This window comes from Lentisphaera araneosa HTCC2155, from assembly GCF_000170755.1.
Classification (GTDB): Bacteria; Verrucomicrobiota; Lentisphaeria; order Lentisphaerales; family Lentisphaeraceae; genus Lentisphaera; species Lentisphaera araneosa.
Genome location: NZ_ABCK01000012.1, coordinates 38,624 through 55,446, shown reverse-complemented (window position 1 = coordinate 55,446; position 16,823 = coordinate 38,624). Strand labels below are relative to the sequence as shown.

At 40.9% G+C, this 16,823-nt stretch carries 13 protein-coding genes; 4 read left to right on the top strand and 9 right to left on the bottom strand.

Annotation, left to right across the window (positions count from 1 at the left end; genetic code table 11):
• Positions 1–288: 288 nt before the first annotated feature.
• From LNTAR_RS26665 to LNTAR_RS13060, 9 genes are all read right to left on the bottom strand, one after another.
• Positions 289–897: a beta-propeller domain-containing protein gene (locus LNTAR_RS26665; RefSeq protein ID WP_238527765.1), complete on the bottom strand. Its 609-nt coding sequence runs from the start codon at positions 895–897 to the stop codon at positions 289–291.
• Positions 898–950: 53 nt separating this feature from the next.
• On the bottom strand, positions 951–1,157 hold the full coding sequence (locus LNTAR_RS27960; RefSeq protein ID WP_238527764.1) for a hypothetical protein: 207 nt from the start codon (positions 1,155–1,157) through the stop codon (positions 951–953).
• 1,311 nt (positions 1,158–2,468) lie between these two features.
• Positions 2,469–3,215: an EF-hand domain-containing protein gene (locus LNTAR_RS13095; protein WP_007279187.1), complete on the bottom strand. Its 747-nt coding sequence runs from the start codon at positions 3,213–3,215 to the stop codon at positions 2,469–2,471.
• A gap of 153 nt (positions 3,216–3,368) precedes the next feature.
• On the bottom strand, positions 3,369–4,715 hold the full coding sequence (locus LNTAR_RS13090) for a sulfatase (protein ID WP_007279186.1): 1,347 nt from the start codon (positions 4,713–4,715) through the stop codon (positions 3,369–3,371).
• A 134-nt stretch (positions 4,716–4,849) separates the two neighbouring features.
• Positions 4,850–7,498 carry a DUF1592 domain-containing protein gene (locus LNTAR_RS13085; RefSeq protein ID WP_007279185.1) on the bottom strand — a complete coding sequence of 883 codons (2,649 nt, stop codon included), beginning with the start codon at positions 7,496–7,498 and terminating at the stop codon, positions 4,850–4,852.
• On the bottom strand, positions 7,495–8,775 hold the full coding sequence (locus LNTAR_RS13080) for a DUF1552 domain-containing protein (RefSeq protein ID WP_007279184.1): 1,281 nt from the start codon (positions 8,773–8,775) through the stop codon (positions 7,495–7,497). The genes LNTAR_RS13085 and LNTAR_RS13080 overlap by 4 nt, the downstream gene beginning before the upstream one ends.
• Before the next feature lie 739 nt (positions 8,776–9,514).
• A complete protein-coding gene (locus tag LNTAR_RS13075; RefSeq protein ID WP_007279183.1) occupies positions 9,515–10,177 on the bottom strand; it encodes a type II secretion system protein in 663 nt (220 codons plus the stop codon).
• Between the two features lie 325 nt (positions 10,178–10,502).
• Entirely contained in the window at positions 10,503–11,174 is a 672-nt protein-coding gene (locus LNTAR_RS25770; protein ID WP_052607323.1) for a prepilin-type N-terminal cleavage/methylation domain-containing protein, read from the bottom strand.
• A 437-nt stretch (positions 11,175–11,611) separates the two neighbouring features.
• Entirely contained in the window at positions 11,612–12,724 is a 1,113-nt protein-coding gene (locus tag LNTAR_RS13060; RefSeq protein ID WP_007279180.1) for a lactonase family protein, read from the bottom strand.
• A 282-nt stretch (positions 12,725–13,006) separates the two neighbouring features.
• On the opposite strand from LNTAR_RS13060, the gene LNTAR_RS13055 reads away from it, so the two are divergent.
• The 4 genes from LNTAR_RS13055 to LNTAR_RS13040 all read left to right on the top strand — a co-directional run bounded on the left by LNTAR_RS13055 (position 13,007) and on the right by LNTAR_RS13040 (position 16,791).
• Positions 13,007–13,390 (top strand): transposase, encoded by a 384-nt coding sequence (locus LNTAR_RS13055; RefSeq protein WP_007279179.1) that lies wholly within the window; start codon positions 13,007–13,009, stop codon positions 13,388–13,390.
• Complete coding sequence (locus tag LNTAR_RS13050; RefSeq protein WP_007279178.1) at positions 13,387–14,223, top strand: IS3 family transposase; 837 nt, start codon at positions 13,387–13,389, stop codon at positions 14,221–14,223. Before LNTAR_RS13055 ends, LNTAR_RS13050 begins: the two co-directional genes overlap by 4 nt.
• Positions 14,224–15,095: 872 nt before the next feature.
• Entirely contained in the window at positions 15,096–15,782 is a 687-nt protein-coding gene (locus LNTAR_RS13045) for a type II secretion system protein (protein WP_007279177.1), read from the top strand.
• A 331-nt stretch (positions 15,783–16,113) separates the two neighbouring features.
• Positions 16,114–16,791 (top strand): prepilin-type N-terminal cleavage/methylation domain-containing protein, encoded by a 678-nt coding sequence (locus LNTAR_RS13040; protein WP_007279176.1) that lies wholly within the window; start codon positions 16,114–16,116, stop codon positions 16,789–16,791.
• The last annotated feature ends 32 nt before the right edge of the window (positions 16,792–16,823 follow it).

Here is a 16,823-nt window from a genome sequence, read left to right as displayed (position 1 = left end):
AGTCATTATCCATTTATAATTATCAATTGCTCTAGTCATTGGAATCGATCGCTCCCGACTATTTCAAATCTTCAAATAGACGACTCACCAAATCCGCATTCAAATATGCCGATGGACAATGCTTGCTCCCGGGTGCTGCCATACGATCTCTATTTTCTTAGGACCTTGAGGAAATACGCGATACCTTAGGCTACGCGAAACCTTGAGCAAAGCGATACCTTATCAACTAAATGAGCCGAAATAATTATATTTTGGCTCATCGTAAATCAATAATAATGAAAGCTTTAATTAAAAACCTATACTTGCCAAATTAACCGCAGTTGGCAAATCGATGCCCTTTTCTTTGTCGCGGCGCACTTTCCAAATCAGATTCTTTTCACGATCGACTTCGAACATTGGATAAGCGCTATTATAAGCAGCAACAATAATGTTACCGTTTTCTCGAATGACAAAACTACCCACATATTTCAAGCCAATGGTGGGAAGGTCTTCTGCAGTCAATGACCACACGAGCTTATCATCCTTGTCAACTTCAACGAGAGAAGCTCCGTAACCTGTTCCGACTAGCACATTGCCATTACCTAATACGGCAACACCATGAATTCTTCGCACTTTAGCGGGAAGCTCTATTTTATCTAAATCTATTGTGCGCGTCACCATGCCCTTGTCGTTTAAGAGGTAAATTTTATTTTGAGCACAGCCGGAGATGACGTAGCCTCCATCACTGAGTTTTCTCACTGTTTTCATCTGCAGGCGTTGTTCGCTGCGTAAATAAGGTATTTTGATCATCTTTTTGATCTTGCCCTCTGGACTGAGCTCAAGGATAACTTTATTCGCTGCGATGAGCATGCCGCCATCCTTCAGCGGCTGGCAGGAATGAATTTCCAAGGGCCGCATTTTGGGCTCAAAATAAATCGCGCGAGTACTTTCATTATCGTATTTCCAAACCCCTAAAGCTCCGCAAATAACGGCCCCTTCACTGGTCTTCCATGCCTCCTGGCATTTGCCGTAAGAGGCCCACTGCTTGGCAATTTCCCATCTTTCAGCAATTTCCCCTGCTCTTTTAGATACTCCGTCACCATAAGTGCAGGAATGCCCTCACTATTAAACTTAGTTCCATCCTTATTTACAAATTCTAATTCTGCGGCAAATGCCACATTTAGAATCGATATGAAGATTAAACTTATACTCAGATTTCTCATCTTTTATATACTCACTTGTTTTATTACGTTTCTACAAAACTCTTGTCCAGCCAATAGCTGATCTCACTTTAATTTAAGTAAAAATCAGAAATCATTAATGATTCAATAAACTAAGGATACCCATGAAGGGGATCATTCTTAACATCTGAATCTAGAAAAAGGCCTTTTTAATCTTTAATCTTTTATCATCACCAAAGATACAAATTATAAAATCCCTAGTGCTATCACATTCATTCTTTATCCAATTCATTTTGCACACTTCATACTTCATACTTTATACGGAGAGAGGAAAGAGTTTCTTTACAGCAGCATCTAAAAAAATTTAATTATAAAATATCTGCAGCTACCACAGTCACTTATCATTCTCACAACTAATCTTTTTATTGTTGCAAGCATGACAAGCAATGACATTTTAGATAAAAATTTTTGATAAAATTACTTTTTTGAGTTCAAAGCTATTAAGCCAGGAAGCCATTATATAAACTGAGAATTACCAAGGTATCAACACCTATGCCATAGCTTCGGCATTCTCTTTGTGGGAATCATATACTTATCCCAAGGCTCACGCCATTGGGCTATATTATGTCATGCCTTCGGCACTCAGTTTGAGTCCCAAGGGGACGGCATAGATCCCTATATCATACCTTCGGCATTCTCTTTGTGGGAATCATATACTTATCCCAAGGCTCACGCCATTGGGCTATATTATGTCATGCCTTCGGCACTCAGTTTGAGTCCCAAGGGGACGACATAACTCAGCCTAGCACGCAAGTGCTAGGTGTGGGCAGAATAGATAAAAAATGAGTCCCAACGGGACGGTATAAGTAACTATTTCATACCTTCGGCATTCTCTCTTTCCCCAGAAATATGCCCCAAGGCTCACGAGTCTGTGTAAAAAATAACATTTAAGGTGCAACGCACCGATAGATACCAGCGTGCGGTAAAGCCGCACGTTTAAATAAGAGAAGGTATGAAAGGTGCAACGCACCGATAGATACCAGCGTGCGGTAAAGCCGCACGTTTAAATAAGAGAAGGTATGAAAGGTGCAACGCACCGACAGAAGGACTTGTATGTGCCGGACTTTCAGCCCTGTGAACATTATAATCAACAGATACATGCACCTTTCGGTGCACGCTATAATCTAACGGGCTTTCAGCCCTTATTAGATATTAGAAATGTTTTTTACACATCCGCTCACACCTTGGGCTTTATTAGGTCATACCTTCGGCATTCGACTAATGATTTAAATAAGACTTTCTAAGAATCTATCTTTGTTTTTTTAGGCTGGGGTAAATAAGTGTGTCTATGAAAGCGGCAATTTCGTTTAGGTCGATATCGCCGGATTTATTGCTATCGGCTCGTCTAAAGAATATCTCGATATGAGCCGTACTCCCCAAAAGAATCGCCAGTTCTTCCTTGGAGAGAAGCATGTTCTTATCTTGATCAGCTGAGTCAAGCCATTCCTGAGGCGACTTACGCGACATCTTCCACCATTTAGTTTTGGCAAGAAAGGCCTCGAATTCCCCTTGATTGAGAGAACCGGATTTATCTAAATCCACTTTAGAGAAAGTGATGGGACCGTGTTTTAGGGAGTATTTAATTGTTTTGGAAACCTCCACATAGCTGATTTTACCATTTTTGTTTAAGTCTGCGACGGCAAAGAGCTCATGGCTTGTCATCTTGACCATTTCCGGTGTGGGCTCAGGTTGATCCACACCAATATCCTGAGTGACATAGATGGTTGAAATCACTTCATCTTTGACTTGAGCTCTAATGCCACATTTGGCTTTGATTTCTTTGACCTCTTCATCATAGCCAATGTATATAATCTTACTCTGCTCATTAAATAAAAGCTTTCGTTTAAACTTGTCCCTGGTCACCACCAGCACATGATCATCTTGAGAAGCTTCGACAATACCAACCACCATGGGGCTCTTGGCTCCCTTACTGGCATTTTCTGCAGCAAAGCTTAGTGCACTTAGGCAAAAAATGATTGATAGAAATAATTTCATGGTGATCCTTATGTTTATATTATAAATGGTTCAGTGATTTTTTAGACTGCGTATATATTGAGAAAATTCTGCCTCTTGGTTTTCCCCTAATGATCAGTTAGCACTTAGGCGACTAAGTCGCTACTTCGCAATCCATTTACATTAGTTTATATATCAATATTTTTTAGCGCGCATTTTTGGGTAGTCTTTAACCGTTTCGGCATCAACTGATTTGAGGAAGTGAACAAGTTTCTTCTTCATATCTTCGACGCGCTCAGGGAATTGGTCTGCGAGGTTTTTACTCTCTGTGGCATCACTTAAAGTATTATAGAGTTCTGCCTGACCCGGTGATTCACCATTCCAATTGAGTAAAAGCTTATATTTCCCCTTGCTGTACACGGATTCGCGCTGACGCGGACGGTGAAAAACCAAACCACCCACAGCACGTTTAACGTGGTCGAGCTCTTTATCGTGAATCAAATGAACAAAACTGCCGCCATCGACAGTTTCCGGAAGTGCTTCAGTACCACCTGCAAGCTCGTAAAAGCTCGGCAATAAATCATAACTCGAAACGATCTCATGACTCCAAGAATTTGGTTTTACACCGGGACCACGAACGTAAAAAGGCACGCGGATGCCACCTTCATTGAGGGTGTGTTTATAACCTGTGAGAGGATAATTGGGATCTAAACCTTCTGTCGCTGCTCCGGGAATTTCGCCACGACCGCCGTTATCTGAAGAGAAAATCACATACGTGTTGTCGGCAATTTCAAGTTCATCTAGGGCATCGAGAATTCGGCCGATAGCTCTATCAGTTTCTTGAAGCATGCCTGCGAATCCCGCAGTATAACGACGATCCGGCTCACCTTTTCCCTGAAACTTCTTGAGGGATTTTTCTTCAAGTTCAACACTGAGGTGTGTTGCGTAATAGCTTACTTGAGCATAGAAGGGTTTGCCAGAGGACTTTTGTTCTTTTATAAAAGCAATAGTTCTATCAGTAACTGAGTTTGTTCGTTTGGGGTCATCCATAATGTGATAAGGCTGAAACTTGTCTTCCATCCCACCCGTTACGTTACCAGTTTCACCATCACTTAGATCATAGCCGCATTGCTCAGGAGTCGAAACCATGTGTTCTCCCCATTTACCAAAGTGGGCACAAACATAATTTTCATCAGCCATTTTGATGGCTCTGGGCATGGTCATGTGCTCATGGGGAATAAAAGAACTCTTAAATTCAGTACCACTACGGGCAGTCGATGCACCACATAAAATACTTCTACGCGTTGGAGTACAGAGTGATGCAGGTGAATAACCACGCGTAAAGCGCATGCCCTCTTCTACTAAGCGGGTTAAGTTCGGGGTCTCGAGATATTGGGACTTAGCTTCTTTCATGGTCGGGTGAGGTATATGACTAAATTGGCTCCAGCCATGATCATCTGTCATGATAAAAATAAAATTGGGTTTGGTATTTGCTGAGCATATAAAGGCCATGAGCAAAGAGGCATAAAAAGTGAATTTCATATAGGGGTGACGCCTTTTGTTAATTTTAAAAAATTGTATTTAAGCCTGTTCAATAACAAGCGATGAAAATTGAATATCAAAAAGGCTTTGCGAAGTCCGCAATAAGTGCGAACTTCGCAAAGTTTTTAAGGGCTTTATTTGCTCCAGAATTGCTTGCTGCTAACGAGAGCCTTAACAAATTCCTGCATGTTGTAATCTTTTTCTTTTGTTGCACTTAAGATTTGCTGAGCTAAATCTTCGTCCGTGAAGGCATAGGGGCGACCGAGTCCGTACTCAATAAGTGCTTCTGTAAAGCCACGAGCGAAATCATCCTTCTTGTCGTAAATTCTATCTCTTAACTCAAAGAAATCGGCAAAAGCTGGTCCTTTGTGGAAGGCGCCAGAGGCATCGACAATACCCTTCTTATTTGTCTTCGAAATAGCATGCTTATCTTTTGTCCGCCACTGACCTATGGCATTGAAGTTTTCTAAGCCATAACCAATGGGGTCGATTTTTCGGTGACAGCTAGCGCATTGCGGCTCTTCCTGATGAGCTATTAATTTTTCTTTCTTAGACATTTTCTTATCAGCTAGGCGGGATAATTGCGGTACATTTGCCGGAGCCGGTGGTGGTGGATCATTCAGCATGTAACGAAGTACCCAGGCACCGCGTTCCACCGGGCTACTTTCCATACCATCACTGCCCATGGCATTAATCGCTGCCATACCCAAGAGACCTCCGCGAGGAGATTTATCTGAAAGTTTAACTGTGCGGAAATTATCGCCTTCTATACCTGTCATACCGTAGTGAGCTGCCAGCATGCCATTAACCACCACAAAATCACTTTTGATTAGGTTCTGCAGTTGACCGTTGTCTTTGGAACGGAGTAAGTGAAGGATAGTTTGATACACTTCTTCACGAGAAGCTTTACGTAAATTTTGATCAAATTCGCGGAAGTCCGTCACACTAAACTGGAATAAATCCAAACGTTGCATATCCAGCCACTGATGAGTTAAGCCCGCCACAAATCGATGAGCTTTGGGCTCCTTGAGCATGCGCTCAACTTGCTGCATGAGGACTTTTTTATTACTCAATTGCTGCTTTTGTGCGATGTTTAAAAGCTCCTGATCCGGCGGCGAACTCCAGAGGAAATAAGAAAGTCGAATCGCGACTTCAAGGTTAGTTAACTGACGTGTTTTATCATATCCCACTTCATTTTTATATATAAAGCGTGGAGAGGAAACGATGATGCTCAATGGCGTTCTAATGGCCAGTTCAAAATCTTTCTCCATAGTCAGCCTATTTTTATAGATAGCCATAACCGATTCAATAAATTCAGGTCTTGCTTTGTTGGTTCTAAAAGCCTCCTTGGAGAACTCTGTAAGAATATAACGTGCTCTTTGAATATCAGATAAGCCTTCTTTATCACGATAGGCATCGTAGATCTTTGCCAATTTCCCAGCTTGAGGCTTAGCAATAGGCCCCTCTATTTCTACCCAGTCAACCCAAGTTGCTGGTTCGTGACCATAACCGTTTTTCTTGACCTCTCTGTGATAAATTTTTCTTAATTCATGCCAGGATGTAGGACGTCTTTCGCGTATAGCAAATTCGCGCTGAGTATCCGGTCTCACCTCAAATTCAGTTTCAATAACTTTGGGATTTGTTACTGAGCCCAGAACCTGCATTGATTTAATTGGAAAACCTTCAAAATCCCCTCTATCATCAATGGGACCACCGGGGTGACCGAACTCAAGGAAATTACGATATGCCGGGCTGCCTTCAACTGCGCCTGCCGAAACGCGAAGTTTATAAGTCCCAATAGGCATTTCTTTAGGGGTCAATTCGAGCCTGGTTACTCCATAATTAAGTTGAAGATAAGTGCCGTTTTCTCTGTGAGGTAAATTGTAAAAATGCTTGTGGTATTCATAATCATTTTTTGCCAACTCATAGAATTTAGCAGCGTTAGCAAGACTGTATTTAAAGCCAAAATCCTTTGGGTGTGGTGCTCCGTCGAGATAAGAAAGCTTTTCGTAATAGCGCCTTAAAAAAGCTTTATCTTTTTGGGACATTTTGGCTATTGCTTCGGCATTTTCTGGTCTTGCGGCAAATTCGTCTACAGCCTTTTTCAGAGCTTCAAACTTTTTGAAAAGTTCATCGGATTTCTTTAGTCGCTGCTTCAATTTGGGATTGCCAATATCTTCAGCCTCTATACGGAAAACAAATGGCTTAGCATTCTGGGCAGCTCTTTGTTCGTAAAATTCATCTATGGCTTTACGCCCAAGCTTTAAATATTGCTCAAACTTGTCTCCTGACATGAAGAGAGAAGCCCCCACTGTATCGAAATCAGTTGAACCGTCATCGCTGGGCAAAATATTATCATTCAGTTCTACCCCAACTAAACTTTGGATACTATTTTTGTATTCGCGTTTATTGAGGCGGCTCATGGTGATCTTGCCACCACTATCTGAAAGTACTTTTCTAGCAGTAACCATGGTGTCGGATAGACTTTCCAGGAAATCTGCCTTCTCGTGACTATTAGGTTGTTTTTTATCTTCTGGAGGCATATCGCCTGCATTGATGGCACTGAGTACACTCTGCCATTGCTCGGCCTGCTCAATCGTTGTTATGTTAAAGTCCAAATCCTCAAGGTTAACTTTACCCTCCTGCTTTTCTTCATCATGGCAGTTGAGGCAGTAATTTGCCAGGAAGTCAAAGTTTTTTTCAGGTAAAATAGCTTGGGGTTTTTCAGCTTGAGTACTCAAGCCCATAATCAAACAGGATAAACCAGTTAAAACTTTCTTCATACCTGGAGCTCCTTAACAATACCAGTACTATCACCATGACTATCAACCTTTACACCTACTCCGTGTAGCATGGTTAACCATACGTTGTTAAGAGGGGTTCCTTCTTCCAGAACCATATTGTGACCAAGTTTTATATTAGCCGCTCCACCCATAAGAATGGTTGGGCAGTTACTTAAATAGTGAATAGAGCGAATATTGGATCCGAAAGCCAAAGCAATATTATCGTAGAGGCTGGAACCATCGACTTCTTTAGTCGCTTTTAGTTGGTTGATAAGACCATTGAGTAATTTTGACTGAGCCAAATCTCTTGCTTTTGACGCCTCTTCCTGAATCGTACCAGGTGCATAATGACTCATTGCATGAGGGTTGCCACCAATGAACCTCTTAAGAGGCTGGCGGTAGGTAATCACGCGAGTACTGTCAGTTTGCAGAGCTGCAATCATGATTTTATACATAGTTTCAATTTCCTCAGGTCCACTTAATCCATCAGCGGGTGCGCCAAAAGGAGCTTTTGCCTTGGGAACATTCATCCATGCTTCAGTTTTGCTCAAACGAGTTTCAATATCGCGAATGCCCTGGAAGTACTCACCGATCTTGTCTTTATCCGATTTATTCAAAGAACGTTGAATATCTTTAGCTTCAATGTGAACAGAATCCAGGATACTGCGCTTTTCAGCCAATAAAGCCTTGCGCTGCTCAATGGGAAGCTTATCAGCTGAAAACAAGTTATGATAAGCCTGCAAAGGAGAATTCCAGGCAGAGACGGGCTTACCGTTTTGATCCCAGGCCAATGAAGCCCCTGGCCCGTGCCCCGAGCCATTAGTATCATCGGAAGCTAATTGTATGGAAGAATAACGGGTGTATTTGCCAGATTGGGCCGCAGCTACCTGATCAGCAGAAATGGTATTGGAAAAGGATTGACCCGGTGTGCCATACTGATTGGCACCTGTTAACCAAAATGTGCTGCCCCAGTGTGCCTGACGTGAATTCTTGTGTTCACAGCCCTGCACGAAAGTAAAGTCTTTCTGATTCTTTGCGAGAGGCGCTAAACCCTTTGGTACTTTGTAGTTTAGCCCGGCATCGTCTTTGCTCGGGTACCATGTTTCCTGAGTCACACCAAAACCCATGCTCATGAAAGCCAGCCTTTTAGGCGGCATAGGTGTTTTCTTATCAGCTGCAGAAGCAAAGGCTTTAAAGCTCGCTGACTCTAATAAAGGAAGGGCAATAAAAGCTCCGGAGCCCCGCAGGAAATGTCGTCGATTGATATTTGATTTCATGATTCTAATTCCGATTAGTTATTTAAATATATTCTCATTTGCTCAAGACGCACGACTTAACTAAAATCTCAACTAAACTAAATTGTTTACGCATGCGTAGCTTCCACATTTTTTAAACTTAGCCCATAATTGTGCTAAGTTTGAAGGAAGTGACTACTGAGCTCAAAAAAAATCTTTTTTTTATCTAAAATGCAGCTAGGAGTACCGCATTCCAATACGGAATCCAACTTCGAAACTAATGTTAACCGCCACTGCGGCAGCAGCCTGGGAGCGCCGATTTGCAATTGGCACCCTATTGCAGACTCCGCAAAAGCTGGGAGCCCCGCATTCCAATGCGGTAGTATAGTTTCGGGCTCCGCAGATGTGTTATATACATATATGATTCATCCACAGATTTCACAGATATAAACAAAGTGGAATTATATACTTCAGTGCTTTTTAGTGCTCTTTTGTGGTTCGATTTCCTCCAAGTATTAGATGATTTTATTAAGTACAGAATATCAAGAACAAACTTAGGATACTAATAAAATCGCTGTGCTGAAGATCGTTCGCTATGCTCACTGCAGATCGCTCATTTCATTCGCTGCAGAGCTTGAGAGTAATTGAGAATTAAAAATTATTGAGTCTGAAGTCAGATGCCGATTAACAATCGGCGCTCCCGGCATGACCCGCAATTATCCATTATCAATTTTTAATTATCAATTTCAATTGATCTGCTTATTGGAATGCGGGGCCCCGACTAAAAATTAAGTGCCGTTCCATTTTCAGTTCTTATGTATCCGATCCCCAAGTTCATTAAAGCCCCTATTTTATTAGAGCTAACATGACCATCGGCAAACCATAAATTTGCCGCCTCATCATGGCGGGTATGAATTCTCTGATCCGCTCCACTGTGATATAAGAAGTTATTCCACTGATGTAGTGTTCCAGAATTATCAGTCTTAGCGGAATCCGCAAACCAAAAAAATTCTGATGGTGATTCAACTTCAGTAAGTTTGAAACCACCATAAGGGCTTGTGATTTCACCTGTGCGCCCCCCGTGTCTTGATGCGCCATACGTCACATAGTCCTCGTCTGACCAGTCGCCCTCATAGGGCAGTGATGGACAAGACATTGCCGCTTCTGTCCACTTTACATACCCCCCTCCATCTAGCGCATGAGTCCACCAACGTCCATTGGTATTAGGAAAGCCGCCAATAACTGAAGTACTTAATGGAATGTTGCCATCATTATCATCGGCAAACATATATGCCGACACACCAAGCTGGCCAATGGTTGATTTACAAACCGCAGCTTTACTCTTTCCCCTGGCACTCTTGAGGGTGGGTGCCAACAAGGAAGCTAAAATTCCAATTATCGCCACCACAACTAAAAGCTCAATTAAACTAAATTTTTTACGCATATCTAAGGCCTCATCATTTACAATTAACCCATAGTTGTGGTGAGAATCAAGGAAATGACAAGAGATTTAAAAAAAAATCTTTTTTTTCGCCCCTACCGCCGGGAGTACCGCATTCCAATGCGGAATTAATATTTATCCGCCCTTATGGCAATACCTGGGAGCCCCGCATTCCAATGCGGAATCCAACTGTGGAACTAATGCTATTCGCTGCAGATGTTGAGAATAATTAAAAATTAAAAATTGAGAATTTAAAATTATTGAGTCTGAAGTAAGATGCCGATTCAAAATCGGCGCTCCCCGGAACGATCCGCAATTATCAATTGTTTTAGTAGTCTATTAGTGTACCGGCTTCCATCCAGCCGCTTCGAAAGCGCATTTGACTCAAGGAACCAATTCTATGAGGAGCCACATGACCATCGAGAAACCAAACATTGCCCGCCTCATCGTGACGGGTATGAATTCTTGCATCAGAACCTTGATTAATTGATCTATTCCATTCAAAGTTATAACTTTGACGTAGTTCTCCTCCTTGAATTCTTGCAGAATCCACGTAGAAAAAGTGTTCTGAACTCACTTCAACTTCATTTGAATTTATCCACTTATTCTTAGGACCACCATTATTTACTTCGTAATACCCTGAGCGAAGTGGAGCCTTATCCTGCGCTATGCCATAGACATTTAAAATATTATGAGTCATATTCCAATTAGCTAAAGGCAGAGATGGGCAGGTAAAAGATTCTTCAGTAATGTTTGAAACATAGCCAAAAGCCTTTAGAGGGTGAACATACCAAAGACCATTTAATTGAATGATATACACCCCCTCATTATCTTCAGCATACATACCAGCAAGCATGCCGAGTTGTTTTAAATTAGATTTACAAACGGCTGCCCGGCTCTTGCCTCGGGCTGTTTTGAGTGATGGCGCAAGTAAAGAAGCCAAAATTCCAATTATGGCGACAACAACTAAAAGCTCAATTAAAGTAAATTTCTTACGCATATCTAAGGCCTCATCATTTCAATTAAACCATGATTATGGTGAAAACAAAGAAAATGACAAAAGATTAAAAAAAAAATCTTTTTTTATTTTTGTATCTGGGAGCGCCGATTTGAAATCGGCACCCTATTGCGGGCTCCGCAAAAGCTGGGAGCCCCGCATTGCAATGCGGTAGTATAATTGCTGACTCCACAAAGGTATTTTATAGAGTTAAATTCAACCACCGATTAACACAGATAGTTTTCGCTTCGCTCAAGGTTTTAGTAAAAGACAGAAATCCCCCTAAAATACTAAATTGTATACACATAAAATCTCTGTGCAAATCTGGGTGATCTGTGGATGAGTCATTTAATCTCTTCCACAAATGCCGATTAAAAATCGGCGTAAAATCATATGCCTTCGGCGAGCGGGTAAATCAGCTAGAACACCGAAGATTTATTCTATTTAGCAAAAAGAATACACGTAGGTCCCGGGACACTAATGATATTCTTCGTGATAAAAGTTAATTCACCAGTATCCTGATTGATCTTAAAGACTGAAACCGTACTGGAAAACTGCCCTGCAGCCAGGAGCCACTTGGATGTGGGGTCGATGTTGATATTGCGAGGCCAGCAACCGCGAACGGCTTCCGATTCCACAAAGTTTAACTTGCCGCTCGATTTGTCAACTTTAAAGGTAGAAACGCTATCATTACCACGATTTGATGTCCAGATAAACTCACCATTGGGGTGTACGATAATTTCGGCAGAAGAGTTGAAGACTTCTTTATCTTTAATTTCCTTGGGCAAAGCAGGTGTCACTTTGATTAGCTTAGCCTCACCCTTTTTGCTATTGTAGGCAAAGGTAGATACCGATAGGTCGAGTTCATTGACCAGGTAAATAAACTTGCCATCAACGGAAAAACGCATGTGACGCGGCCCACCACCGGGGATTGATTTAGCCAGGCCGTGTTTAGTGATGCCGGAAAGGTCGTTTTTAACTTTGTAGATATGAATATTATCGGTACCTAAATCGGGAACGAAGGCGTATTTCCCATCGGGTGAGAAACCCGTCCAATGGGGATGCGGATCCTTCTGACGCTTTATATTTACTTTAGAAGCACCTTCGTGCTCAATTCTCACTCTCTCGCCTAATTCACCCTTGTCATTGAGGGGAAAGTAAGCAACTGATGGTCCTAAGTACTGCGCTGTCAATAAGAACTTCCCTGAAGGATGAACACTGATATGGGAGCCTTTGTTGCACTTAATTAAAGAGCTGGAGAACTTTTTGAGCCCACCCTTTTTGTCAATGTTATAAGCGACAACTGCGTGCCCTTCCGGGAGCTCGCCCACAGCATAGAGCTTGTCTTTATCCGGATGCAAGGCTAAAAAATTGACATTCTTTAATTCTGCCGCTAAGGATGGATGACCCAGCTTACCTGATTGAGTATTGAATTTTGATTTGTAGATGCCCAGGGCTCCACGTCCACCTGTAGAGAAATAGACATTGACATTTTCGGCAAAACAAAGCGAGTATAAACTCAAAACAGCAATAAATAATTGAAACTTTCCCATGACTTATAAATCCTATAATTTTTTGATCTTATCCATAATTGTCATCAGATATCGGCAAATGACAAGTCAGTGATTTTTTGGGAAGAATTTTCGCTTTGTTTAAGGAGGCGCACTGCGTGCTTAGGTGGCGCTACGCTTAGGTGACAGGTTTCAGGTTTCAGGTTTCAGGTTTCAGGTTTCAGGTTTCAGGTTTCAGGTTTCAGGTTTCAGGTTTCAGGTTTCAGGTTTCAGGTTTCAGTGTCTTGTCCTGATATAGGTTGTCACCTAAAATAGGAAGTACCTATGAAAGATACAATAAGATATAGTGAATCGTTTAAACAAAAAGTGGTAAACGAGATCTCCAAAGGTAAATTTATAAGCTGTGGAGAAGCGAGCCAAGCGTATGGGATATCAGGCTCTTGTACAGTAAGAGCCTGGGTCAAAAAGTATGGTAGAACAGACTTATTACCAAAGGTGATTAAAGTGGAATCAGAAAATGATATTGATGAGATTAAAGCTCTTAAAAAGCATATTGCTGAGTTAGAGAAAACAGTAACTGAACTAGCTATAAGTGATGTTATGAATAAAGCTTACTTTGATATAGCGTGTGATAAGTTCGGTGTTTCAGATAAAGTCGCATTCAAAAAAAAAGTCGATGCGAAGCTGTCTGGAGAGTCAGAGCAGTGAACAAATCATTCACTGTTAAGCAACTCTGTGAGTATTTGAAAATGAGTCGACAAAACTTCTATAAACATAGATCTATTAGTACTAAAAAAGAAGTTGATCAAAAGCTTATAGTCGAACTGATCAAAGAACAACGCTGCATCCAATCAGAACTTGGAATTCGAAAGTTAAAGTGCCTATTAGCAGATGACTTCAAAGAGAATTCTATAAAAGTAGGACGAGATCGCTTGTTCGATATAGCTCGTGAAGAACGACTATTAATCAAAAGGAAGAGGAAGTACTGTCGCACAACCGATTCTAGACATCGTTTTAAAATTTATAAAAACCTCATCAAAAATATAAATTTAACTTCCCCTAATCAGGTTTGGGTATGTGATATTACGTATATCAGAGTAGCTAAGAGTTTTGTTTATTTAGCCTTGATTACGGATGCATATTCTAGAAAAATAATTGCGTATAATGTTGGAGAGAACTTAGAGGCTGTAGGATGTATCAAGGCTTTGAAAATGGCTTTAAAAGACCTGCCTAAAGGTTCTCGTCCCATCCACCACTCTGACAGAGGCTCTCAGTACTGCTGTCACGATTACATTGAAATCTTGACGAATAGAAATCTTCCTGTCAGTATGACTGAAGAAAACCATTGCTATGAAAATTCAAAAGCTGAAAGAGTCAACGGAATACTGAAGTATGAATATCATTTACGCGAAACATTTAAGAACTTTAAAGATGCTAAAAAAGCAATTAAGCAGGCTATTTACTTATACAATAATTGTCGCCCTCATACAGCTTTGGAATATTCATTTCCAAGTGTTGTTCATGAAACACAATGTGCATAAATATTAGTCAATTAACATAAACAAAAGTGACAACTATTTTTCAGGACTTGACAAGGTAAAAAAACACAGAAGTATTTTATCTGTTTTACTGACCAAATTCATCCACAGATTACACCGATTGACACAGAGTTAAAAGTAAATAAATGAACGGAAATTATTAGCTTGATTGAAACTTATTTTTTAGCTCAAGATCAAAAAAAATCTATTCTGTGCTAATCTGAGAAATCTGTGGATGATAAATTTAATGGATTTTTACAGTTACCTACAGTCCAAACCGCATTGGAATCTGTCGCTCCTAGGTATTGCCATACGGGCGGATATTATTTTATCTCAAGTTATGGCCTCACGGGCGATTCTATTTCCCTGTCATCTGCTAGCTGATTCCTATCACCTTAAACTTTAGTGGGCGTATTTGCGGGACCCGCAAAGATGTTTTTATCGAAGTAAATTAACCACGGATCAACACAGATTAACACAGATCAACACAGATATTAGTTGTATAAATAAGATCATTTTTAGTGCTTTTCTGTGTTCTTTGGTGGTTCGATTTTTTTCTAAAATTAGATGCTTTTATTTTACTACTAAACATCCCCAAGTGACACAGAAAGGAACAGCCTGTTCTTAGTTAAAATCAATCCAAGATTCAAGTAAGTTGATCTGTGTTAATCCGTGGATGAATATTATTTAACATGGAGTTAATACAGCATTGAAATGCGGCCCCTCAAGTATTGCCATAGGAGCAGAAAAAGCTCGATTGGAGCAACATCATGCCCCTTATAATGGGAAATTATATCATTTAAAATAAGGAAGTGTCATGACATGAAAATCTCACGACAATTAAAGTTTATTACTATAATTAATGGATCTATGAAATGAAAAAATTTAGTTTGGTCGAAATTTTAGTTGTCCTCGCCATCATTGCTATTTTGACGTCTTTATTAATTCCAAGTTTGGCTAATGCAAGGAAGAAGGGCAAGGCGGCTATATGCCAGTCCAATTTACATCAGCTCGGCACAAGCGCATTTGCCTTTGCCATGGATAATGATCGTAAGGTCCCTGCCGCTGGCGCAATCGGCAGTCTACCTTATACCAACTCGTCTTGGTGGACGGCGTCTCTAAAAGAAGGCGGGTACCTAAACTGGACAGAAGAAGCTATGACTTGCCCGTCTCTGCCTTTTGAGGGAGATTGGTCTAATGAAAATTATGTGACTTATGGCGCAACAAGAGAGCCAGATAAGCACTGGAGAAATCCTCGTCAAGGAGAGATTGAGAGTCCGTATTTTGGCTTTAAAATCACTCAAGTGGAATCACCATCAGAGTTTTTTTGGTATGCCGATTCAGCTAAAAAAAATAATGGCCTGTTAAAACAATGGAATACTTACGAATATCAATATAAGAATAGAGGTAGATCATCAGCATTGAGAATTCATACTCGGCACTTTGAGAAGGCAAATCTTTGGTTTGTCGATGGTCATGTCTCTCCGCACTGGATAGGTTCTTTGAAGGAGCACGGTGTCGATTACATCTTTGGTGAAAACGGAAATGCCATTAATTTTTAATCATCGAACAAAAAGCCGTGAGACTTATATTTTTTATAAAATACTTAATCGCCATTCAAATCGCGAACTGCGCAAACCGACAAGGTAAAGCTTGAACACCATACCTGATCACCTGTCACCAGGGGGCTCCCCCTCTCGCCAAAGGCATGTGTTTTTACATCTACACTTTCATAGCAACTTTTAACCGGCATGAAATGTGAGTTTAAATGATTAATAATTAGCTACTGGATCATTTTAATAAAAAAAAATGAATCAAAATCAAAAATCTGTCATTTACTGAATTTTCACGACAATCAAAGTATATAATGAACTAATTACTGGAGATTGACAGATGATGAAGAAATTTAGTTTAATTGAAATTTTAGTTGTGGTTGCGATAATAGGTATTTTGGCGTCCTTGTTGGTACCTTCACTTAAGAGTGCCAGGAAAAAGAGTAAATCTGCGGTTTGTAAATCCACCATTGGCCAGCTTGGTGTGTCTGCATATATCTTTGCCGATGATAATGATGGAAGAATTCCAATAAGTGGTGCAGCTGGCAGTCTTCCTAACACCAGTGGGATTTGGTGGACTAATGCTCTAAAAGACGGAGGATATGTTCAGTGGACAGAAGCGGCAATGACTTGCCCTTCAATGCCTTATGATGGGGGCTGGTCAGACGAGAAGGTTGTAACGTATGGAGCGCCAAGACCCGGCAAGGTGGTACGGGCAGGTGAGATAACAAGTCCCTATAATGGTTTCAAACTTAATGAAGTTGAATCACCGTCAGAATTGTTTTGGTACTCAGATTCGGCTAAGTCTGACAATGGCGTATTAAAACAATGGAATAACTTCGAATACTGGTATAAAAACAGAGGACGAACTTCAGCATTGAGAATTCATGCTCGACATAGTGAAAGGGCAAATCTTTGGTTTGCCGACGGTCATGTCTCTTCCCATTGGTTAGGTTCAATGAAGCAATTGGGAATCGATTACATTTTTACAGAAAATGGAACGGCCCTTAGTTTCTAGGTGTCTAGAAAAGAGGCCGAAGCTTTATTATT